Annotated in this window: 15 protein-coding genes and 1 pseudogene; 3 read left to right on the forward strand and 13 right to left on the reverse strand. The window is 72.2% G+C overall.

The window, feature by feature from the left end; all coding sequences use genetic code 11:
- Window positions 1-80 precede the first annotated feature (80 nt).
- Window positions 81-251: pseudogene (locus tag ACWD35_RS25145) on the reverse strand (esterase); the annotation flags it as partial.
- 193 nt (window positions 252-444) lie between these two features.
- Between ACWD35_RS25145 and ACWD35_RS25150 the strand changes: the two are divergent.
- Window positions 445-2772, forward strand: a complete 2328-nt coding sequence (locus ACWD35_RS25150; protein ID WP_451353537.1) for a helix-turn-helix domain-containing protein — start codon at window positions 445-447, stop codon at window positions 2770-2772.
- 142 nt (window positions 2773-2914) lie between these two features.
- Here ACWD35_RS25150 and ACWD35_RS25155 read toward each other — a convergent pair whose 3' ends face one another.
- The 4 genes from ACWD35_RS25155 to ACWD35_RS25170 all read right to left on the reverse strand — a co-directional run bounded on the left by ACWD35_RS25155 (window position 2915) and on the right by ACWD35_RS25170 (window position 9190).
- Window positions 2915-3955 (reverse strand): helix-turn-helix domain-containing protein, encoded by a 1041-nt coding sequence (locus ACWD35_RS25155; RefSeq protein WP_451353538.1) that lies wholly within the window; start codon window positions 3953-3955, stop codon window positions 2915-2917.
- A 197-nt stretch (window positions 3956-4152) separates the two neighbouring features.
- Window positions 4153-5151, reverse strand: a complete 999-nt coding sequence (locus ACWD35_RS25160; protein WP_451353539.1) for an alpha/beta hydrolase — start codon at window positions 5149-5151, stop codon at window positions 4153-4155.
- Between the two features lie 191 nt (window positions 5152-5342).
- The gene (locus ACWD35_RS25165; RefSeq protein ID WP_451353540.1) at window positions 5343-6302 is read right to left on the reverse strand and encodes an AraC-like ligand-binding domain-containing protein; all 960 of its coding nucleotides are present in this window, start codon (window positions 6300-6302) and stop codon (window positions 5343-5345) included.
- A gap of 161 nt (window positions 6303-6463) precedes the next feature.
- Window positions 6464-9190, reverse strand: a complete 2727-nt coding sequence (locus ACWD35_RS25170; protein ID WP_451353541.1) for a BREX system ATP-binding domain-containing protein — start codon at window positions 9188-9190, stop codon at window positions 6464-6466.
- 278 nt (window positions 9191-9468) lie between these two features.
- On the opposite strand from ACWD35_RS25170, the gene ACWD35_RS25175 reads away from it, so the two are divergent.
- Both ACWD35_RS25175 and ACWD35_RS25180 read left to right on the forward strand, forming a co-directional pair.
- Entirely contained in the window at window positions 9469-10542 is a 1074-nt protein-coding gene (locus ACWD35_RS25175) for an NAD(+)/NADH kinase (protein ID WP_451353542.1), read from the forward strand.
- 254 nt (window positions 10543-10796) lie between these two features.
- Window positions 10797-11741 (forward strand): alpha/beta hydrolase, encoded by a 945-nt coding sequence (locus tag ACWD35_RS25180; protein ID WP_451353543.1) that lies wholly within the window; start codon window positions 10797-10799, stop codon window positions 11739-11741.
- 30 nt (window positions 11742-11771) lie between these two features.
- Here ACWD35_RS25180 and ACWD35_RS25185 read toward each other — a convergent pair whose 3' ends face one another.
- The 8 genes from ACWD35_RS25185 to ACWD35_RS25220 form a co-directional block, all read right to left on the reverse strand.
- A complete protein-coding gene (locus tag ACWD35_RS25185; protein WP_451353544.1) occupies window positions 11772-12419 on the reverse strand; it encodes a LysR substrate-binding domain-containing protein in 648 nt (215 codons plus the stop codon).
- Window positions 12412-13155 (reverse strand): DUF6182 family protein, encoded by a 744-nt coding sequence (locus ACWD35_RS25190; protein WP_451353545.1) that lies wholly within the window; start codon window positions 13153-13155, stop codon window positions 12412-12414. Before ACWD35_RS25190 ends, ACWD35_RS25185 begins: the two co-directional genes overlap by 8 nt.
- Window positions 13152-14339: a hypothetical protein gene (locus ACWD35_RS25195; protein WP_451353546.1), complete on the reverse strand. Its 1188-nt coding sequence runs from the start codon at window positions 14337-14339 to the stop codon at window positions 13152-13154. Before ACWD35_RS25195 ends, ACWD35_RS25190 begins: the two co-directional genes overlap by 4 nt.
- Window positions 14339-15781: an FAD-dependent oxidoreductase gene (locus ACWD35_RS25200; protein WP_451353547.1), complete on the reverse strand. Its 1443-nt coding sequence runs from the start codon at window positions 15779-15781 to the stop codon at window positions 14339-14341. Before ACWD35_RS25200 ends, ACWD35_RS25195 begins: the two co-directional genes overlap by 1 nt.
- Before the next feature lies 1 nt (window position 15782).
- Window positions 15783-16640: a class I SAM-dependent methyltransferase gene (locus tag ACWD35_RS25205; RefSeq protein ID WP_451353548.1), complete on the reverse strand. Its 858-nt coding sequence runs from the start codon at window positions 16638-16640 to the stop codon at window positions 15783-15785.
- Window positions 16637-18340, reverse strand: a complete 1704-nt coding sequence (locus tag ACWD35_RS25210) for a GH3 family domain-containing protein (protein ID WP_451353549.1) — start codon at window positions 18338-18340, stop codon at window positions 16637-16639. The genes ACWD35_RS25205 and ACWD35_RS25210 overlap by 4 nt, the downstream gene beginning before the upstream one ends.
- Entirely contained in the window at window positions 18327-19022 is a 696-nt protein-coding gene (locus tag ACWD35_RS25215; RefSeq protein ID WP_451353550.1) for a hypothetical protein, read from the reverse strand. The genes ACWD35_RS25210 and ACWD35_RS25215 overlap by 14 nt, the downstream gene beginning before the upstream one ends.
- A 589-nt stretch (window positions 19023-19611) precedes the next feature.
- Window positions 19612-20460 carry a methyltransferase domain-containing protein gene (locus ACWD35_RS25220; RefSeq protein ID WP_451353551.1) on the reverse strand — a complete coding sequence of 283 codons (849 nt, stop codon included), beginning with the start codon at window positions 20458-20460 and terminating at the stop codon, window positions 19612-19614.
- Window positions 20461-20540 lie beyond the last annotated feature (80 nt).

Below are 20540 nucleotides of genomic sequence, written 5' to 3' on the forward strand. Positions count from 1 at the left end.
AGCGCACGGCACGCACATCCCGGAGCGCCGTAGCGGGTCGAGTATCAACTCACCGCTTTGGGCCGGACCTTGTCGGCACCCATCGACGCCGTCGGAGCGGCCGGGCGCACGATGGCCCGGACCCGGCCGGTCGGGCCGCCGGCCACCTCGATCCACTCCTCCTCGTCGACCTCCGGCTTGGCCATCGCACCGGACTGCACCTCGTCGACCGTCTCGCGGCCCTGGGCCGGGCCCAGGTCGAACAGGTACGGCGCAGGCGGGAGGCCGGTCCCGACGGCGCACTCGCTCCGGCCGAGCCGCGCACCTCTCACCGCACCCGTCGGCGACCTGGCCCGACCACTGTTCTTCGAAGGTTCAGTTGAAGGTTTTACTTGCACTCTCCGTAGCTGTATGAATGGGCCGGAAGACCTCGGCGGGCCCGCCGGGCGGACGGGCGGGAATGGGATGGACGACGAGAGCGGGACGCGGTTCGGTCGGATGCTGCGGGAGCTGCGGCAAGCCCGTGGCCTGACGATCGAGGAGTTGGCAGAGGCCTCCGGCGTTTCGGGGCGCGCGATCGGCGACATGGAGCGGGGGCGGAGTCTGCGCCCTCAGCGCGGAACCGTCACCGCGATCTCGCAGGGCCTCGCGTTGGACGAGGCAGCGCACGCCCGACTGCTGGCGGTCGCCCGCGCCGGCCGCGCGGGCAGCAAGCCCTCGGCTGCCGTCGAGGCGCGGCCCCACGCGCTGCCGAGAGGCGTCCGGGACTTCGTCGGGCGGCAGGCGGAACTCGCTGTGCTGCGGGACCTCGCACACCGGACCATGTCGGCCTCGGCGGCCGATCGCACCATGGCCCCGCCGGCGGCGGTGGTGTTCGGCGCACCAGGCAGCGGCAAGACGTCGTTGGCCGTCCGGCTGGCCGAACAGCTCGCGCCGGAGCTGGCGGACGGGGCGTTCCTGCTGGACATGCAGGGACTGGACGCGCAGCCGCTGTCACCGCAGGACGCGGTGATGCGCCTGCTGGGCGCGTGGGGTGCGGGCGACCTGGACCTGGTACAGCTGAGCCCCGAGGAACGTCTTGCGCGCTACCAGGTGACCGCAGCCGGGCGCCACGGGATCCTCATCCTGGACAACGCCGGCAGCGAGGCCCAGGTCAGGCCTCTGCTGCCGCGCGAAGGGCGGCTCCTGGTCGTGGTGACGAGTCGTCACACCATGGCCGGGCTCGAGGGAGTACAGCACGTCGAGCTCCACTCACTGAGTCCGCAGGAGTCCAGCTCCCTGCTGCGTGCCGTGGTCGGCGCCGGTCGGGCGGACGCGGAGCCCGAGGCTGTCCGCCTGGTCGCCGAGTTGTGCGGCCACCTGCCGCTCGCCGTGCGCGTGGCCGCGAACTGGGCTGCCACCCGCACGAGCTGGAGCCTGCAACGACTGGCCACCCGGCTCACCGACGAGGACCGCCGGCTGGACTCGCTCAGCGCGGGTGACCTGCGCGTCAACTCAGCGTTCACACTGTCCTACTCGCGCCTCGCCCCGCCGACCGCCCGGATGTTCCGGCTGCTGTCCCTGGTCCCGGGACCGGACTTCAGCATCCCGTTGGCGGCCGTCCTCGCGCGGGTCTCCCTGTTCGAGGCGGAGGACCTGCTGGAGGAGCTACTGGAAGCCGGCCTGCTGATGACCCATCGCGAGGACCGCTACCGCTTCCACGACCTGCTGCGCCTCTACGCCAGGGCCCAGCATCGCCGGGAGGAGGGCGAGGCGGAGTCGGACGCCTCTCGTTCCCGGCTCCGTTCCTGGCTGCTCGACACCGCCGTCACCGCCGGCCGCTGGCACGAACCGGACTACGGCGCGCCGCCACCGGACCCCGAGCGGCTGGTCACACTGGAGAACCCCGAGCTGGCCATGGGCTGGCTCAAGGCGGAACGCGACAACTGGCTGGCCGCCTTCCGCGAGGCCGCGGAAAGCGGCGAACACGCCGCGGTCAGCTCGACCGCCGCAGCCATGCACCTGGTCTCCGACAACTGGGTGTCCGCCGGCCACTGGGTCGAGGTCTTCGAGCGCGCCGCCCGAGCCGCATCGGCCCTCGGCGAGCCTGCGATGGAGGCCAGCCATCTGAACGACCTCGCCTGGGCCTACTTGGTGTGCGAGGGCAGCCACGAGAATGCGGTCACCGCCGCCACCGCCGCGCTCGGCCTCGCCCAAGCCTGCGGGGACCTGGTCCAGCAGGCTCGGGCGCACATGCGGTTCTGCGTGGCGCAGGATGCCGTCGGTGACGTCTCATCAGCCGCCGACCACTGCCGCCGGGCCATGGACCTCTTCATCAAGGCGGACGAGGTCAACAACTACCTCCCGGCCTGCAACGTGAGCATCCGGCTGCTGCAAAAAGCCGGCCGCATCGAGGAGGCCATCGCGACCCACCAGGAGGTCATGGACGTCCTCAACGACCCCCGCTACGCCGAACGCATACCGGAGAGCGTGCGGGGCCTCACCACGCTGATCGCCACCTACCACGTGTCCTTGGTCCACATGAACCTCGGGCACTGGGCGGAGGCAGTCGACGCCCTGCGTTCCATCCGCGGGCAGTTCGAGACCCGCGGCTATCACCGTTACGCAGCCACGCTCCACCTCCATCTGGCACATGCGCTCGCTCACCTCGGTGACGACACCGAGGCCGCCACCGAGTACCGCACCGTCCTCACGCTCGAAGACCGCATCCCCGCGGACCTGGTGCAGGAAGCCCGTGCCAGCCTTGAGGGCCTTGCCGCCGGGCGGCTGTCGCCGCCGACCAGTTTCGCGTGACCGGCCACCACAACTCCCGTGCGCGCACCGGAGCCGGGGAGCCGTCGGCGACACCGTCCACGAGGCCGGGGCGAACGCGCTGCTGACCGGCTGGACGGGCACGGCCTCGGGCTGACGGACCGTCCGGCCGCCGGGCCCGGGGTCACGCTGCGACGCCGTGTCCGGACGGGGAGGCGGTCTCCCCGGGCCTGCCGCCCGGAAGCCGCAGCTGGACGGGGCCCGGGGTGAGGCCCGTCCCGTTGCCCGCCCGCCACTCGCGCGGGCAGACTCCGTAGGCGGCCCGGAACGCCCGGCTGAAGTGACTGGCGCTCACGAACCCCCAGCGGCCCGCGACCGCCGCCACGGTCGCCGGTCCCGCCGCCGGGCGGGCCAGGTCCCGGCGGCACATGTCCAGACGCTGGCGCTGGATCCAACGGGTCACGGTCACGCCCTCGAAGTGGAAGATCTTGTGCAGGTACCGCACCGACACATGGTGGGCGGTCGCGATCCGCTCCGGCGAGAGGCCCGGGTCGCCCAGGTGGCGCAGGATGTAGTCCTTGACGCGTGCCAGTGTGGCGAGGGCCGCCTCGGGCGCGTCCGGGACCGACCGCCCCCGGTGCTCGTGGGCGAGCACCGCGAGCAGGTCCAGGGCCGTGGTGGCGAGCCGGCCGGCGACACGTGGCTCGAGCGAGCCGGCCGACCGGGCGAGGCGCTCCAGATAGGCGGCCACCAGCGCGGCGGTGCCGCTGCCGGCGTCGAAGGCCGTCGCGGTGAGCACCCGCAGGTCCTCGTCGGACACACCCACCGCGGAGCGCGGCCAGTGGAAGGCCGTGAAGACGAAGGGCTCCGGCAGTTCCTTGGCGAACGGCCGCCCGGCGTCGGAGATCGCGAAGGTGCCTGGCCGCAGCAGCACCTGGCGGCCGTCCTGCACGAGCCGGGCGGTGCCCCGGTGCTGGAGCGCCAGCGTGAGATGGTCCTCCCCGCCCCGGGCGATCAGGCCCGCGCTGCGGACGACCCGCTGCGGACCGGCCTGGACCAGGGAGACCTGCAGGGCACCGAGGCGCTGACTGGTGATGGTCGCGGCGGCGGGCGCGCTCTCCAGCAGGGACACGTCCAACGGGATGAACGTGTGGGAGACCGCCTCGTGCCAGTACTCGGCTCGTTCGGCGGACGGTACCGGGGCGGTGTCGAGAACGACGGACATCAGCGCTCCTCGGACGGCTGTCGGGCAGACCGGACCAGCCGGTCCGGTGTCACGGGCTGTCGGGCGGGCCCGGGTCCCCCACCTCCCGCCCGCTCCATCACACCGCGAGCCGCCGCCCCGGACCAGGAAGAACCGCAGGAGGAAATCCACCTGCCGGCGTCGCGTCGCCCGACCTCACCAGGAACGGTTACCCGGCCTCACCAGGAGCGGCGGTGCAGGGCCACGTGCACGGTGTCGACGGCCTGGATCAGCGCTGCCCGGGCGGTGCCGGTGGGATGGCGCGCGTCGAGGAGGAGGAAGCCGTGCACGGCGCCCTGGTAGCGCGTGGCCACCACCGGAACGCCCGCCACGCGGAGCCTGGCCGCGTAGGCCTCGCCCTCGTCCCGCAGCACGTCGGCCTCGGCGGTGACCACGAGCGTCGGGGGAAGCCCGGCGAGTTGGTCCAAGGTGGCCCGCAGTGGCGCGGCGGTCACCTCCCGCCGCCGCTGCGCGTCGGGCAGGTAGTCGTCCCAGAACCGGCGCATGTGGTCGCGGTGCAGGAAGTACCCCGTCGCGAACCGACGGTAGGACGGGGTGTCGAAGTCCGCGTCGGTCACCGGACACAGCAGCACTTGGTGCACCAGCCGTACGTCCCCACGCTGCCGGGCGAGCAACGTCAGGGCCGCCACGAGGTTGCCCCCCGCGGAGTCGCCGACGGCGGCGATCCGGTCTCCCTCCAGTCCGATCTCGTGGCCGTGCGCGTGGATCCACCGGGCCACGGCGTAGCACTGCTCGAGGGCCACCGGATAGCGGGCCGCGGGTGCCCGGGCGTAATCCACGTACACCACGGCGGCGTCGGTTCCCAGGGCGAACTCCCGGATCAGGCGGCCGTAGGAGGCGGTGTCGCCGAGCGACCAGCCGAGGCCGGGCAGGAACAGCACTACGGGGCTCGGCTCTGGGGCGCCGACAGGTCTGGTCACCTGAACGTGCACCCGCCCGGTCGGTCCGCAGGGCAGGGCGAGCCATTCCGCCGTGGTGCCGTACGGATCGTCCGGCTCCCCGACGACCGACGCGGCGACGTCCCACGCGTCGTCCGGGGCGAGGAGGGAGAGGTCCGGGAATTCCGTCGCCGCCTTGCCGGCAGATGCGTCCAGGAACTCCTGGAGCGCCCGGTCGATCACCGGTCGTCGGCCGTGCGAGGGGGTGGTGTCGGACAACTCTTCGCTCCTGGCGTGATCGGACGGGCACTACGACGCACGGCGCGCACCGTGGCGGGCACCCGGTGCGCGCCGGGCGCAATGCCGGGCGCGCCTTCCCACTCCGCGCACACGCCGGTCGACCGTACTGCCGGGATGGCGGCCACGGTGTCCTGTCCGTGCACGGATTTCGGCCGCCAGCGAGCGGATCGTCAGCAGGCGTCCGCGGTCCGGAGCGCGCGCCACTCGCGCGGCGAGACTCCGTAGGCGGCCCGGAAGGCCCGGCTGAAGTGCGCCGGGTTGACGAAGCCCCACCGCTGGGCGACCGCCGACACCGTCGGTGCGGTACGACCGCGGCGGCCCAGCTCTCGGGCGCACGCGTCCAGCCGGCGCTGCTGGATGAGCCGGCCCACCGTCACCCCCTCGCTCTCGAAGAGCCGGTGCAGGTACCGCACGGAGATGTGGTGAGCCCGTGCGATCGTCTCGGGCGACAGTTCCGTATCGCACAGGTGACGGTCGATGTGCTCCCGCACCCGGCGGACCAGGTGGTCGTCGGGAGCGCCGGGCCCGCCGGCCGTCCGCGCGGCGGTCAGCTGGGCGACGAGGGTGCTCAGCAGGTCGGCGACGCTGCCGGCCAGTCGGTCACCGACCGGGGCGGAGTAGGAGTGTGCGGAAGCGGCGAGAGTGCTGAGGAAGGGCAGCAGCACGGACCCGCACCCCTCGGCCGGGGTGACGGCCGTCCCCGCCACCTGTCGCAGCTCGCGCTCCGGCACGCCCAGCAACCGGCGCGGCAGGTGGAACACATGGGTGCGGAAGCGCTCCGGGTAGTCGACGGAGTACGGCCGCGCCGTGTCGTACAGGACGAGCCCGCCTGCCGGCACCTCTGCCCGGAGCCCGTCCTGCTCCAGCACGGCCCGACCCGACACCTGCACCGCAACCCCGACCTGCGGCTCGGTCCGCGGGGCCCGGGCGATCAGCGCCGCCGTACGGGAGACCCGCGCCGCATCCGCCTCCAGCGTCGAGATCCGGACGTACCCGAGCCGATGCGACGCCAGGAGCCCCTCGAACGGCCGCCCGGCGAGCGGGACCACCTCCACCGGCACCAGCGTCCGCGATATCGCCCCACTCCAGAACGCCGCCTTCTCGTCGTCCGGGACCGACGCGGTCGTCACCTGCAAGCCCACCTGACTGCCCTTCCGCCGCAACCCTGCGACGTCAGCCTGATCCGCAGGCCGGAAGGCCTGTTAGGTCATCTGACTGTCGGGCTGCGGCGGTGCGCTGCGGGACCGGCCCGGTGCACCGGGAGCACAGGTCGGCCGGGCGCCCCGGCAGGTCAGACGGTGCCGAGGGCGCGGGCGAGCGCGGCCCGCGAGGTGATGCCGAGCTTCGGGAAGACCTTGTAAAGGTGCGCCCCGACGGTACGGGGCGACAGCTGGAGCAGTTGGCCGATCTCCTTGTTGCTCAGGCCGGTGGCGGCCAGCCGGGCGATCCGCAGCTCCTGGCCGGTCAACCCGGCCGCCTCCGGGGCCGGTACGCCCGGCAACAGTGCCACCGGGTCGCCCGCGGCCCGTAGCTCCTCCTCGCACCGCCGCGTCCAGGGATCGGCCCGGAGGCGACGGAACACGTGGTGCGCCGCGCGCAGCACCTCCCGGGCCCCGGGCCGGTGGCGACGGCGGAGCCAAGAGCCGTGGGCAAGCCGCAGTCGCGCGAGGTCGAACACCCACTGCGCGGCACCCGGCACGGCGTACGCGGCACGGTAGGCGGCCTCGGCATCGTCGTCCTCGGCGGCCTGAGCGGTGGCAGCCGCCAGCAGGAAGGCGTGCCGGCCGGAGATCTCAGCGGAACGCCCGGCCCGCGCCGCCACGAGGTGTGCCCGTGCCTCCTCGCGCCGGCCGGTGTGCACGGCGGCCGTCACCAGGTCGAAGACCAGCGCGTGATGCCAGGGCGGGCCACTGGGCAGCCGACCGGGCGGGGTGAGCTCACCGAAGAGCGCGTACGCCTCCTCGTAGCGTCCGTGGGCGAGGGCGGCCAGGCCTCGCAGGTGAGCCAGCCGGTCGAGGACGAACCGCATCCGGGCGCGGGTGGCCGTCGGCCTGATGGTCCGTTCGATCTCGCGCAGTCCGGCCTCGTCGCCTCGCCCGGCCAGGAAGTGGGCGTAGTACAGGCGGAACATCAAGGCGTTGCAGTGATAGCCGAGTTCGTCCGCGATCTCGGCTTCGCGCACACAGAGGGCTGCCTGGTCCCAGTGCCCGAGCAGGTAGTCCTGGTAGCACTTGGCCTTGGCCACCGAGCCCTGGGTGGCGTAGCTGTGCAGCCCTGTGGAGCGCTGCCACAGGTCGGCCTCGGGGCGGTCGAGCGCCGAGGCGGTCCACAGCAGGAGCCAGGCCGCGCCTGCCTCCTGCTCCTGCGTCATGCCCGCGGTCACCGCCTGTAGCGCCTCGGCGACGCCCGAGCCCGGGTCGGTCCAGGCCCGCAGGCAGAGCCGGCCCGCCTCGGAGACGTTCTCCCGGTGCCGCTCCAGAGCTCGCCAGGCCCAGGGGGCGTCCGTGTAGGTGGCGGCCAACAGCAGCTTGAAGTAGGCCTGTTCGACCAGCCCGCCGAAGGTGTCGGCGCCCTGCGCCGTCAGCGTGTCGAGAACCGCGGGCAGCAGTGCGGCGGAGGACTCGAAGTCGATGTGGTGGCTCTGGTCGGCGTAGACCACCGCGTAGGCGAACAGCGGAGCGACATCCTGTGGGACCGTGCCGGCCTTCAGTTCCTCCACCAGGGCAGCGGTGTGTCGCAGTTGCCCGCCGCGGGCCGCCATCACCGCGGCCCAGGTGAGTCGGCGGGCGCGGTCGGCGGGATCGGGGCTGAGGGCGGCGGCGCGTTCGAGCAGGAGCGCTCCCTCCGCGTCACCGCCGCGGAGGGCGAGGCCACGGCCGACCTTCTGCAGTCGGTGCGCGAGGCCTTCCTCCGGGAAGAGCGCGGCCGACGCCTCGTGGACCAGCCGCCGGGGGTCGTCCGGCGCGAGGGAGTCGGCAAGGGCACGGTGGGCCTCGCGCCGTGCCGAGTCCGAGGCCGCCGAGATCACCGCGGTGCGGACCAGGGGGTGCCGGAACACCAGCCGTCCGCCGGCATCGAGCCGGGCGAATCCGTCCGCCTCGATACGCTCCAGGGTGTCCCGCACGTCATCGCCCCCGACGGCGCGCAGCCACACCCGGCTACTGAAGTCCGTACCGGTCGCCAACGCGCCCATCAGCAGGAGACGGCCGGCCTCCGGCGTCACCGATCCCAGTCGCTCGGCGAACATCCGCTCCAGTCTCTGCCCCAGCGGCAGCCGGTCCGGCAGCGGGGCGACCCCCCGCCGCTGGGCGTCCGCGAGTTGCCGGGGCAGCTCCACCAGCGCCAGGGGGTTGCCGGCCGCCTCCGCCAGGACCCGGTCCGTGGTGTTCGCAGCCAGCTCGGGGTAGCAGGTGCCCAGCAGCAGGGTCGCGTCCGCCCGGGACAGGGCTTTTACGTCGACGGGTTCGGCCGACCACGTCTGCGCCGCAGAGCCGTCGGGGCGGCTGGCACCGACGATCACCAGCGGCAGCTCCGCACAGCGCCGGCGGAGGAAGGCGAAGACTGTCGCGCTCGACGAGTCGATCCAGTGCAGGTCGTCCAGGAGCAGCAGCACCGGGGAGCTCTGCGCCGCCTCGTCCAGCAGCGCCAGGGCGGCGGCACCCACGGCGAACCCGCTCGGGGTTCCGGCCCGGACACCGAGCGCGCTGTCCAGGGCCTCGCGCTGGTGGGCGGACAGGGCACTGGCTCGCTGGAGCAGTGACCAGACGGCCTGGTGCAGTGCCCCGAACGCGAAGTCGGTCTCCGCCTCGGTGCCGACCGCCCGCAGGACGGTGAATCCCCGCTCGCGCGCCTCGCGCTCCACCCAGGCCAGCAGCGTGCTCTTGCCGACGCCGGCATCGCCCCGCAGCAGCACCGCGGAGCCGCCCGCACCGGTCTCGGCCTGTGCCAGGGCCGCGGTCAGCAGCTCCGTCTCCCGCTGCCGCCCGACCAGGGCCGGGCGCCGTCTGTCTTCCACCACTCTCGTTCTCCCCGGGTCGGCCGGCCTGCTCGCGCCCCCGGCCAACCAAGGTTATCGCCCGTCAGACCCTCCCGGGAGGCCGATGGATGCCGGTCTCGCCTCGTCCCGTCCACGGCCGGAGCGGGCCCAGGAGCCAGAGCTGGGCGATCCGGACCAGCGCCGCCTGGGTTCCCATCGGCGCGTCCGGTCGCGGCAACCGGCGGCGTGGCGCGTGCCGGGCGGTGGGGCGCGCGGCGAGGATGGCGGGCGGAGCAGCCGGTCGCGAGGCGGAGGCGGGTATGGCGGTGAACCGTGTCGGCCTGGTGGTGCACGGTGGGCGGGCCGAGGCGGGGGCCGCCGCGCGGACCGTGCGCGAGTGGTGCACGGAGCATGCTGTGGGATGTGCCGACATCGACGTGTGGCAGGTGGGCGCCCGGCACAGCGCCCTGGAGGAGGTCGAGGCCGCGGGCGATCCGGACCTGATCGTGACGCTCGGCGGCGACGGCACCTTTCTGCGCGGTGCCCGGCTGGCGGCCGAGCATGACGCCCTGGTCCTCGGCGTCGACCTGGGCCGGGTCGGCTTTCTGACGGAGGTGCCGGCCTCGGCGGTGCGCGTGGCACTGGACGCCGTACGGGCCGGGCAGATCACGGTCGAGCACCGGATGCTGCTGACCATGCGCGCCTCCTGCCGGCTGGAGGTGCCGGCGCAGATGGAGACGCTGCTGCGGTACGGGCGCGGGCCGATGCTGCCGCCGCCCCGGGTGCGCACGGAGTGCGAGACGGGCGACGAGTGGGGCGTCGCCCTGAACGTCACGGCGCTGAACGACATCGTCGTGGAGAAGCTCGCCCGGGACCGTCAGGTGTTGGTCGGCGTCTATCTCGCGGGCCGGCTGCTCGCGTCGTACTCCGCCGACGCGCTGCTGGTGGCCACACCCACGGGGTCCACGGCGTACAGCTTCGCGGCGGGCGGTCCGGTGGTCTCGCCACGCGCGGAGGGGCTCATCTTCACGCCGGTCGCCCCGCACATGGTGTTCAACCGCTCGGTCGTGGCCGCTCCCGACGAGCCCATCGGGCTACGGGTGCTGGAGCGTTCGGGCCAGGCCGCCGTGACCATCGACGGCCAGTTGCGCGGGGTCCTGGGCCCCGGGGACTGGATCGGCGTGTACGCGGCCCCACGCCCGCTCAAGGCCGCCCGGCTGGGCCCGATGGACTTCTACGGCCGGCTGCGCGAGCGCATGAACCTCACCGACGCCCCGGCCGCGCTGGCCGACGGAGAGGCGGCTCCCCTGTGGCCGGTCACCACTCCCCCGCCGGGCGACCTGGCCCATCTCGCGCTGCCCCCGGCCCCGGCCGACGGACCTCCCCCGTCGTGAGCCGGGCCCGCTACAGTTGCCCGCCCCCCTAGAGGTTCACCCCGTCGACCGTGACGACGTCCGTCCGCTCGGAGCCCCCGACGACACGGACCCAGCTGTCCGCTGTCGGCATTCGCGCCGAGCTGACACCCGGCTTGCCGGTTCTCCGCCACAGCGGCGGGAACCGGGGGAGAATGGATCAAGCGCAGGTGCTCCGAGCCGTCCCAGGAGGCGGATGCGAGGAGCACCTCCCGAATCCGTGCGAGAGGAAGCTGATGGCTTACCTGTACGACCCCGAACTGGCCCCCTGGGCACCGCAGCTCAAGCCCTCGGACTACAACGATGTCGCCCGGGCCCGGGCCGAGTTGACCTCGCTGGTCGCACAGTTACCCGTGTACCGGCCCGTCGAGCCGGTGGAAGTGGAGGACCGCAGGGTGCCCGGGCCGCCCGGCGCCCCCGCAGTGCCGGTGCGCGTCTACCGGCCGCGCGGAGTCACCGCACCGATACCGGGCCTGGTGTACATGCACTGGGGCGGGCTGGTCAGCGGCGACCTGGACACCAACCACTCGGCTGTGCTGCGCATCGCCGAGCAGGCTCGGGTCATGGTGTTCTCGGTGGACTACCGGCTGGCCCCGGAACACCCTTTCCCGGCCGGTCTGCACGACTGCTGTGCCGTACTGGAATGGGTCGTCCGGCACGGCCCGGAACTGGGTGCGGATCCCGACCGGCTCGGGGTGGCCGGTGACAGCGCGGGCGGCGCGCTGGCCGCCGGGCTGGCCCTGCTGGCCCGCGACCGCGGCCTGCCGCTGCGGATGCAGTGCCTGAGCTTTCCGACGCTGGACGACCGGCTGGACACCCCGTCCGCCCGTGCCTTCGTCGACACACCGGTGCTGGACCGGGGCGCCGCGCTGCTGAGCTGGCACCACTATCTGGGCGGCAAGGACGGCTCGGAGCGGACCGACGTCTCACCCTACGCGGCACCGGCCCGGGCCGACGACCTGACGGGGCTTCCCGCCACCTTCATCTCGAGCTGCGAGTTCGACCCGCTGCGCGACGAGGACCTCGGCTACGCCGCCCGGCTCATACAGGCGGGCGTACCGACCGAACTGCACCACTATCCCGGCACCTTCCACGCCTGCACCGGCATCACCGAGGCCGCGGTGTCGGAACGGATGGTGCGCGACCAGATCGACGCGATCCACCGGGTCCTGCACGGCTGACGGAACCCCGCGGCGGCCCGGGCCCCGGTCTCACCCGATTGCGGGCTCCGGGCTCGCGGCCTCCGCAGCGGCGATGAACTGCGCCACGTGCCCGGGCAGTTCTGCATTCCGGTACCAGGCCAGGCAGACCGGGGCGGGCGGCAGATCATGGACGGGTACGACCCGGATGGCCGGCGGCGCCATGTCCGTCAACGACGCCACCGAAAGGTGCACCGCGTCGGACTGCACCACCAGGGCCATCATCTCCGGGATGCTGTTCACCCGATGACGCCGGTGGATCGGCCGGCCCTGTGGGGTACGGCGCGGCACGATTTCGTCCCACAGGTACTCGGGGAAGTCACCGGGGCGTTCGAAGGCATCGTATGCGGCGACCTCCTCGACGGAGACGGTGTCGCGGTCGGCGAGCGGATGCCGCGCGCTCACCACGACGGCGCGTGACTCGAAGTGCAGCACCTTGCTCGTGACGAGGTCCGGCTCCTGCGGGCCGAACTTGACGACGACGACGTCGAGTTCGCCGCGGCGCAGTGCAAAGAAGGGGTCAGCGAGATCGTAGGGCGTGAGCACGGCCCGGTCCTCGCTCAGTCCCGCGGAGGCGAGGATGTCCTGGGCCGTTCGCGGGGAGCTGGGGTAGCCGAAGCGGATCGGGCTGTCTGCGGGGCGGCGGGTGGGATCAGGCATCGTGGATTTCCTCGGTGAGGGCGGTGTAGGCACGGAGGCGGTCCGGGCGATCGGGTGTGCCGTCGATCCGCAGGGCCGCGAAGGGACCGGCCGAGGCCGGCAGCCATGGCGCCTGGCGGACGACCAGCTCGTCCCCGGGGCCGACTATTTCGTCCAGTACGGCTTCGACCAGCAGGTGGTTGAGGTGGACCAGAGAGTCGGCGATGGTCACCCCGGCGGTAGCCACATGCAGCTCCCGCCGAACCGGAGCGCGGCCTCGCGGGTCCTGGCCGGTCAGGACCGGCACCACCGCGGGGGGACGGGTCGGCAGGTCAGCCGACCCGTCGAAGAGTTTCAGCAGCCGGCGCAGGGCGGTACTCTCGTCGGCGGGTGCCGGGCCCTGCCAGGCGGCCGACCCGTCGTCGGCCACATGACCGAAGGCGAACCGGTCCTTGAGGTTGTCCGGGTTGCCGGCGAGAAAGACGGTCCGGGTGAAGTCTCGGCGCCAGTCCGCGGCTGCGGACCGGTCGATGCAGGCGGCGAACGCGCACGTGGCACGCACCCAGGCCGGCAGGTCGAAGTCGCGCAGCACACAGACCGCCAGTACCTTGGCATCCTGCGCGGCCCGGGTGATCTCCCGCTTCGCGGCCAGCAGCCCGTCGGCGGTCAGCAGGTCGAAGCGCGCCGCCAGCTCGGGCCGGGCGGTCACGATGCGCCGAGCCACTTCTTCACGGAGCAGTTCCTGGGAGGTGGTCACAGGTAGACCGCCGACAGCAGGTCCGAACTCGGTGCCGGCCGGTGTCTGGCCAGCAGACTGGACGTCAACCGGTACGGATTGACATAGAGGTGGTCACCACGGTGCCGGGAGAGCACCTGCGGCAGCGGTGCCGGGTCGGTGGCCCTGCCTCGGGACAGCAGCCGGGCGGCACGCGCCAGACTCTGACGCAGCGCCTCGGGGCGGAAGGACTGCTGCTGGCCCTGGCCCAGCCCGGCGATGAAGTACAGCCGCATGCCCAGCCGGAGCACCGGATCGTCGTACTCGGCCGCGGCCCTGCTCAGCAGAGCGCCGGTGGTGTGGTCGTGCCAGCCGCCATGGCGCGCGGAGCGGATCTCCCCGTCGATGGGCACCCGGCCGAGAGTGAACCTGCGGACGGTTGCTCCGAACGCGGACAGCGTGCGCTCCAGCAGCAGGTAGTCGGGTTCCAGCTCACGGTCGTACAGCAGCACTATCTCGTCGAACCGTGGTACCAGCGGTACGAGTTCCCGCAGGGCGCAGGCCAGGTAGTTGGGCCGGCCCTGGGCGTCGACGATCTGGCGCAGCGGCAGCCCGTACCGGGTGGCGTCGAGGAAGACCGGGCTGCCGTACGCGCGCTGGTCGAGACACATGCCGACGGCGCCGAGGCGGTCGATCACCTCCTCCAGCCCCAGGCCGGGCGGCTGATGTGCGAGCAGCCCGGGATCGTGCATGCCGAGGCGCGCGTAATGCGCCGCCCACAGCTCCAGGACCCGGGCGCTCGCCGGGTGAACCCAGCCGTGCAGCTCGACAGCATCCGCGTACGGACGCAGGGCGGCGAGGCCGGCCCGCTGTCCTTCGGACCGGTAGCCGACGTACAGTTCGCCGATACCCTCCTCCGTGAGACCGGAGTAGTCGGTGTCCCCGACGGTGCGGTCGAGGTATTCCCAGAACCCGAGGGTCTGTTCCGTGAGGTGGTAGGTGGTGGGGCTGTACCGATAGGTCACCTCGGCAAGTTGCGCGGTGGCCCGGTACATCACGTCGGTCCACAGCAGCCCCTTGAGATGGCTCGGTGTCAGGGGCTTGGACGGGGTCACAGTGATCGGGGCCAGCAGCACCCGGCGCCGCACCGCACCGGGGGGCACGGCTTCGGCGTGCGGGAGCCGTGCCCGGTCGCGCACCGAGGTGGCCTGCAGGATGGTCTCCACTACGCTCCTTCCGCTGCCGCGATCAGGTGGAGGAACTCGTCCCGGCTCGGCGCTGCGGGCAGCAGCGCCGGATCGATCGGGGGCGCCTGCTCCACCCGGGCCCGGAACTTCTCGTCGCCGAAGGCCGCGGCCGGAGTGCTCAGCCCCATGATCACGCGGGTGACGGAACGCCAGACCAGCCCGTCGGTGAGTGTCGCGGCCCGCACCTGCGCGGGACTCGGCACGTTGCCGCGCTGCTCCTGCGGCGGCGCCGGTGGCCGGTCGCCGCTGGTCGCCGCCTTCCACTGAGCGGCTCGCTCCGCGTCCTCCCGAGCCGCGAACTCGTACCAGGGCGTGAAGCACTGCTCGGCGAGCCGGGCAGCCGCCTGAACGAGCGCCTGGTCGGGCGCTGCGCCGGCGAGCAGGTCCGCGAGCCGGAAGGCGTGGTCCAGAGCGAGCGATATGCCGCGGCCGTACAGCGGGTTGGTGACGCAGGCTGCGTCTCCGACCGCGAACAGGCCGGCCACCGGCCGCTGCCGGGTCGTCACCGTGCCGCGCAGCGTGTTCGGCGGGCAGGCGATGACGTTGACCGGGGTGAGCGGGTCGCTGACACCGGGTGCGAGCCAGGCCCCGATACCGGGAGTGGCCCGGGCGGCGGCGGTGAACGCGCCCGGCTCGCGCAGGCGTGCCGTCGCGCGGTCGCCGGGAGGCACCATCACCGCGACGGCGAAGGTGTCGTTGTCCGCCGGGTGCAGCGCGGCGGCGTAGTGGTCCCACACCCCGCCGACCGCGTTGCCGCGGTTGAGCGGTCCGGGGCGCCCGGTACCGCGCAGCCGGTACTGGCGGCTGTAGCCGGTGATGGCGGAGGGCTGGACGAGGTCCTCGGCGACCGGGATCCCGGCGGCCGTCAGCCAGTCGCGCGACTCGGCGCGCCGGCCGGTGGCGTCGATCACGACCGAGGCCGGCAGCACCTCGCCGCCGGCGGTGCGTACTCCCCGCACCCGCTCGCCAAAGGAGTCGAGCGCCAGCCCGCGGACCACCGTTGCGTGGTCGAAGCGGACCTGCGGCAGGTTCCGCACGGTCCGGTACAGGAGCAGTTCGAGGACGCTGCGCCGGCAGGCCAGGGCCACCAGATCGGCGTCACCGACCTCACGGGCACGGTCCTCGACCAGCGGGGGCAGCGCCTCGATCAGGTCCAGCAGTTCGGCGCCGGCCTCCAGAGCCGTGGTGAGCAGCTGCGGGGCCCGGCGGCGCAGCGCCCGTACGCCGACCGAGGTCAGGGTGTGGGAGTGGACCGCCTGCGACACGGTGGGCCGGTGCCAGTCCCGTACGGCCTGCTCGAGGGGCCCCTCGGGAGGTGGGGCCGAGCGCTCCAGCACCCGCACCTCGTAGCCGACGCCGCTGAGGGCGAGTGCGGTGGCCAGACCGGCGATGCTCCCGCCGACTATCGTCGCGCTCGCCATCTCAGCTCCGCCGCCCGTGGACGAAGAACACCCGGCGCACGTCGGCCTCGGAACGGTCCGGTACCGGGTCGGGCCACCGTCCGTAGTCGGCCGCCGGTTCGCCCGGCTGTGTGGCCTCCACGGTGAAGCCGTGTGCGTCGAACAGCGCTTCCGGCTCGTCCGTGCCGAACAGCCACGGGCAGCCCCAGTCGGCGAACACGTCGAGCAGGTCACGCATGTTCGGCAGGGTCAGCGTGGCCGCGTTGACGATGTCCGCGGCGATCCGGCTGCCCGGTTTCATGATCGCCGCCACCCGGTCGAGGATGCGGTGGGTGTCGTCGCCGGGGATGTAGTAGAGCAGCCCCTCCAGCAGCCAGGTGGACGGCTGCTCCGGGTCGTAGCCGGCAGCCGTCAACTCGCTCTCCCAGTCGGGCGAGGTGAGGTCGAGGGCTATCGAGCGATGGTCGACCCGGGGCTGTACGTCCTGCAGCCGCTCCTGCTTGTAGGCCAGAACCGCGGGCCGGTCGACCTCGAAGTAGCGGATACGGGAGGGCCAGTCGAGCCGGTAGGCGCGCGAGTCCATCCCGGCGGGCGCCAGCACGATCTGGTTCATCGCCGGGTCCTGGGCTGCTTCCTGGAGGAAGTCGTCGAAGAACCGGGTGCGGATGGCGTTGTAGTCCGGAGTGCTCGGTACGGTGCGGTCCGCGTCCTTGGGGAAGGTGGCCTCGCGGATCTCGCGGAGCAGTTCCGGACCTCCCTCGCCGGCCAGCCGGGCCGCATAGGGGTCGTTGTAGAGCCGGTCTTCCCGCCCGGTCTCCGCCGCGCGCAGCGCTGCCGTCAGGAGCGCGGTCCGCTCGACGGCGTCCAGTTCCTCGCTCATGCCCTGCCTCCCTCGCTGACCGGATCAGTGCCGGTCAGTCGCTCCCAAAGTGTGTGGTCCTGTCGGAACAGCCGGTCCTTGACCTGGGTCGGCCGGATGCCGGTGGCGACACTGGCGTGCCAGTCGCGCAGAAAGGCGTCGCCGTCCAGGCGCCGCACGGCCACGGGGTCCAGCCGACCGGCCGAACGTGCCGTCCGATAGGCCGCGGCCTGCCGGCCGATGGCTGTGTCCAGCTCGGAGGCGAAACGACAGGTCTCCTGCTCGCTCCACTTGCCGCGGGCCGCGACGGCGAACTCGTAGTGCGGGGCGGCGCCCTCGGGCCGGTCCGCCACCCGGCAGGCGGCGTTGCGGACGTCGAGGCCGGTGGCCTGGGCTGCCTCGGCGAGCGCGCGGATGACCTGGGCGTCACGCAGCCGCTCGCCGACGGCGTCTGACCGGGTGCTCCGGCCCGCGTACTCCACCCGTGGCACGCCGCCGACCCGGTCGACGACCCGGACCACGTCGCCGACCGCGTAGCGGTACAGGCCGCCGATGTGGCTGAAGATCACGTGGTAGTCGCGGCCCGGTTCCAGCTCGTTCATGGTGAGGGTCGAGGAGTCGGGCCTGATGTCGGACTCGGCGTCCAGGAACTCGTAGGCCGACGCGGTCACCACGAGGGAGCCCGCGGAGCCGTGCCGGTCGAGGGCGACACCGACGGGCCCCTCGGACGCGGCGACGGGCGCCGGCAGCGCGGCCACGCCGGGACCGAACTCCTCACGCAACCGCTGCAGGTAGAGCGACGCCATACCCGTCGTCCAGAAGAACAGTGCCCGCATGTGAGGCCAGACATGGGCCGGGCGTACCGTCCCGAAGTGGTCGGCCAGTCGCTCCAGCGTGGCCGCTCGCTCCGGGTTGGGACTGCCGTACGGCACCCCGCCGAGCGTGCCGTCGCGGATCTCCTTGACCAGCCGGGGCCACCAGAGGTTCAGCTGGTAGGGCAGGGCTGCGACCATCGCCGGGTTGATCCCGATGACGCAGCGGACATCGCTCTCCACCGCGAGGCGCAGCCGCAGGTAGGTCTTCTCCAGGTGGTCGTTCTCCTCGACGGGCACCGGGAGCGTGCCCCACGACGCGAACGTACCGGGCTCGGCGGACAGCGGCTCGCCGAACCTGGTGCCGAGGTCGACCTGGCTGGCGCCGACATGGGGCCGGCCCGAGGCGGTGGTCGGGGGCGCGGGACGCGGGTCGTGTTTCAGGTTCAGGACGGCGTCCGGCCGGTCGAGCACATCGGGGAAGTGCTCGATCAGCGGGGCCCAGGCCGCGTAGTAGAAGGGGAAGAAGGTCCGGCGCATGAAGCCCGCGGTGACCGGGATCTTCTTGTGGGCGCCCGTGGTGCCGCTGCTGGTGAAGTACACCGCCGGGTCGTCCGCGCTCAGCAGGTTGCTCTCGCCCGCTGCCATCCGCTCGATCCAGGGTGCCAGCGCCGTGTAGTCGTTGATCGGCACCGCTTTGCGGAAGTCGTCCAGGGAACGGATCGCACCGAAGGAGTGGGCGCGGCCGTACTCGGTGTCCGCGTTGTACTCCAGCAGCTCGGTCAGGACCCGGCGTTGGTGGCCGTCCGCGTCCGCGAGCGCGGCTGCGAGGCTCTCGCGTTCGCCGAGGACCCGCTCCCGATAGCTGCGTATCCGGGCCGGATCAGTCCACAGGTCAGCCGATTTCACGGCCCATCACCTCTCCTAGTATCTGTACGGTCCGCGAGACGTGTTCCTGCTCCTCGACGACGGTGACCGGAAGGTGCCGGACCTCTTCCCACATGGCCTCGCGCAGGTCGGACTGGAACTTCTCGAACGACGGCTGGTCTGGCTGCTGGCCGTAGTACTCCAGGGAGTTGGTCCCGGCTCCTTCGCCGCAGCGCTTCCAGGCCTGGGCCGTCGACACCTCAAGGAAGATCACCCGGCGCGGCTGGGGAAAGGTGCGCCACCAGTCGAACACGGGATGGCTGTCGACTCCGGCCAGTCGGCACTTGGCGAGGATCTTGTAGTAGTAGGAGTCGACCAGAACCGGTGCTCCGCCCGGGCTGCGCTCGATGCTGTCGCGTAGATGGACCGTCGCTGTCTGCAGCAGGCTGACCATGAAGTCGAGGGAGTAGCCGTGGTGCAGATCCGGCAGGACGTCGGCGACCAGGTTGCGGCGCAGTCTTCCGATCAAGGAGTGGCCGGGCTCCAGGAACTCGTCGTCGAGGGAGACGACATGCCAGGAGGGCGCGCGGTCGGCGAGTTCCGTCAGCGCGGACGACTTGCCGGCGTAGTCGGTGCCGAGTAGCACGACGAACGGGGGTGTGGCGCGCAGCGCACCGGCTCCTAAGCCACGGGGGGCCGTAAGGCTCGCGGTGTCCCGCGTCATCGGCGGATCTCCGTGCCGGGACTCCATCTCGAATAACTCAACAGGTCAGGGACAGTGGGTCGTAAACCGAAATCTGCGGAAGTCGACACGCTTTTTCCCCTGATCCTTACGTATGGGTCCATCGGCTCGCGCAGTTAACCCTTCCTGCCGAGCCCACGGCTTTACCGACCCGACAGACATTAGTTCGCCTTTCGTTGCGGATCAAGCCTTGACATTGCCCATTGGATAGACCACGCTGCCCGCAGCACGGCGACCGGACTAGCGGATTGATATATTCCGCACATGGGAATCCCCTGTCGGGGCCGGGTCGCGGGCGAGGGGCCGTGGCGCGTGCGATCAGGGTTCACCGGTCGCCGGAGAATGCCACAGGGAAACCCATTCACGCGCGATTGTAAATGTCGTGCAGTCAAGGAATTCGAGTGTGCGTCGGCCCCTGTGCGGGGTGGACCCAGGCTCTGCAAATACACAGTGCTTTCCGGATGGCCTCGTGTATTTGCCCTGGGCGCTGCCGCCCACGGCGCGACACTTCGGCGAACGTGCCGCACGGCCGGAGGAACCGGCCGTGCGGCACGTCGCCGTCGCCGAGCGGTTACGCGACCGCGGGCCGCCGTGCCGTCACGATCAGGTAGCCCAGCTCGGGCATCTCCAGGTTCTCCCCCTCGGCCGGCTTCAGCTTGGCGAAGACCTCCGGGTCGACCTTGGCGGCGAGCTGCTCCATGTTCTTGGCGAGCGCCTCGCCGAGCCGCTTGACCGACTGCCGGGTGGTGTTCTCGCTGACGTCGATGATCTCGGCGCAGCGCAGACCCGCCTCGCGCAGCATGGACGGGTAGGCCTCGAAGGACGCCGGCGACTGCGTGAGGTACCGCTTGAGGATGCCCTCGATCACCGGGCGCCGCTCGTCCGAGATGGTCTCGCGCTCGTAGTTGTCGGTGAGCGCGAGCCGGCCGCCCGGGCGCAGCACGCGGGCCGCCTCGGTGAGCGCGGCCGTCCGGTCGGGCATCTGCATGACGGACTCCAGCATCCACACGGCGCTGAACGAGGCGTCGTCGAACGGCAGGTTCATCGCGTCGCCGTGCTGGAAGCTGACCTTGCCGCTGACACCGGCCGCCTCGGCCAGCTCGTTGGCCTTGTCCACCTGCTTGCGGCTGACGCTGACGCCCACGACCTCGGCGCCCGTCTTCTGCGCGAGCCGGATCGCCGGCCCGCCGAGGCCACAGCCGATGTCCAGCACGCGGTCGCCGGGGCCGACCTGAAGGCGCTCGATCATCATGTCCGTGAGCCGGTTGGCGGCGTCCTCCAGCCCGGTGGTGTCGTCCTGGCCGTTCCAGAAGCCCACGTGAATGTTGGGGCCGTACAGCGAGGCGTCGAACGCACCCATCAGCTGGTCGTAGAACTGGCCGACCTGCTCACCGACGGGGGTGATGTTCAAAGACGTCACTTCTTCTCCTCTTTCTGAAAATTGCAATCCGCAATCGGTCATCAACGGACCCGGAAGGGAACCTGCGGCCCGAAGGACGC

Source organism: Streptomyces sp. NPDC002671 (assembly GCF_053592475.1).

Excerpts from the sequence above, each read along its gene's own strand:
- ACWD35_RS25150 (WP_451353537.1), top strand. The coding sequence starts at position 445 with ATGGACGACGAGAGCGGGACGCGGTTCGGTCGGATGCTGCGGGAGCTG.
- ACWD35_RS25180 (WP_451353543.1), top strand. The coding sequence starts at position 10,797 with ATGGCTTACCTGTACGACCCCGAACTGGCCCCCTGGGCACCGCAGCTC.
- ACWD35_RS25215 (WP_451353550.1), bottom strand. The coding sequence starts at position 19,022 with ATGACGCGGGACACCGCGAGCCTTACGGCCCCCCGTGGCTTAGGAGCC.
- ACWD35_RS25205 (WP_451353548.1), bottom strand. The coding sequence starts at position 16,640 with ATGAGCGAGGAACTGGACGCCGTCGAGCGGACCGCGCTCCTGACGGCA.
- ACWD35_RS25185 (WP_451353544.1), bottom strand. The coding sequence starts at position 12,419 with ATGCCTGATCCCACCCGCCGCCCCGCAGACAGCCCGATCCGCTTCGGC.
- ACWD35_RS25155 (WP_451353538.1), bottom strand. The coding sequence starts at position 3,955 with ATGTCCGTCGTTCTCGACACCGCCCCGGTACCGTCCGCCGAACGAGCC.
- ACWD35_RS25200 (WP_451353547.1), bottom strand. The coding sequence starts at position 15,781 with ATGGCGAGCGCGACGATAGTCGGCGGGAGCATCGCCGGTCTGGCCACC.
- ACWD35_RS25175 (WP_451353542.1), top strand. The coding sequence starts at position 9,469 with ATGGCGGTGAACCGTGTCGGCCTGGTGGTGCACGGTGGGCGGGCCGAG.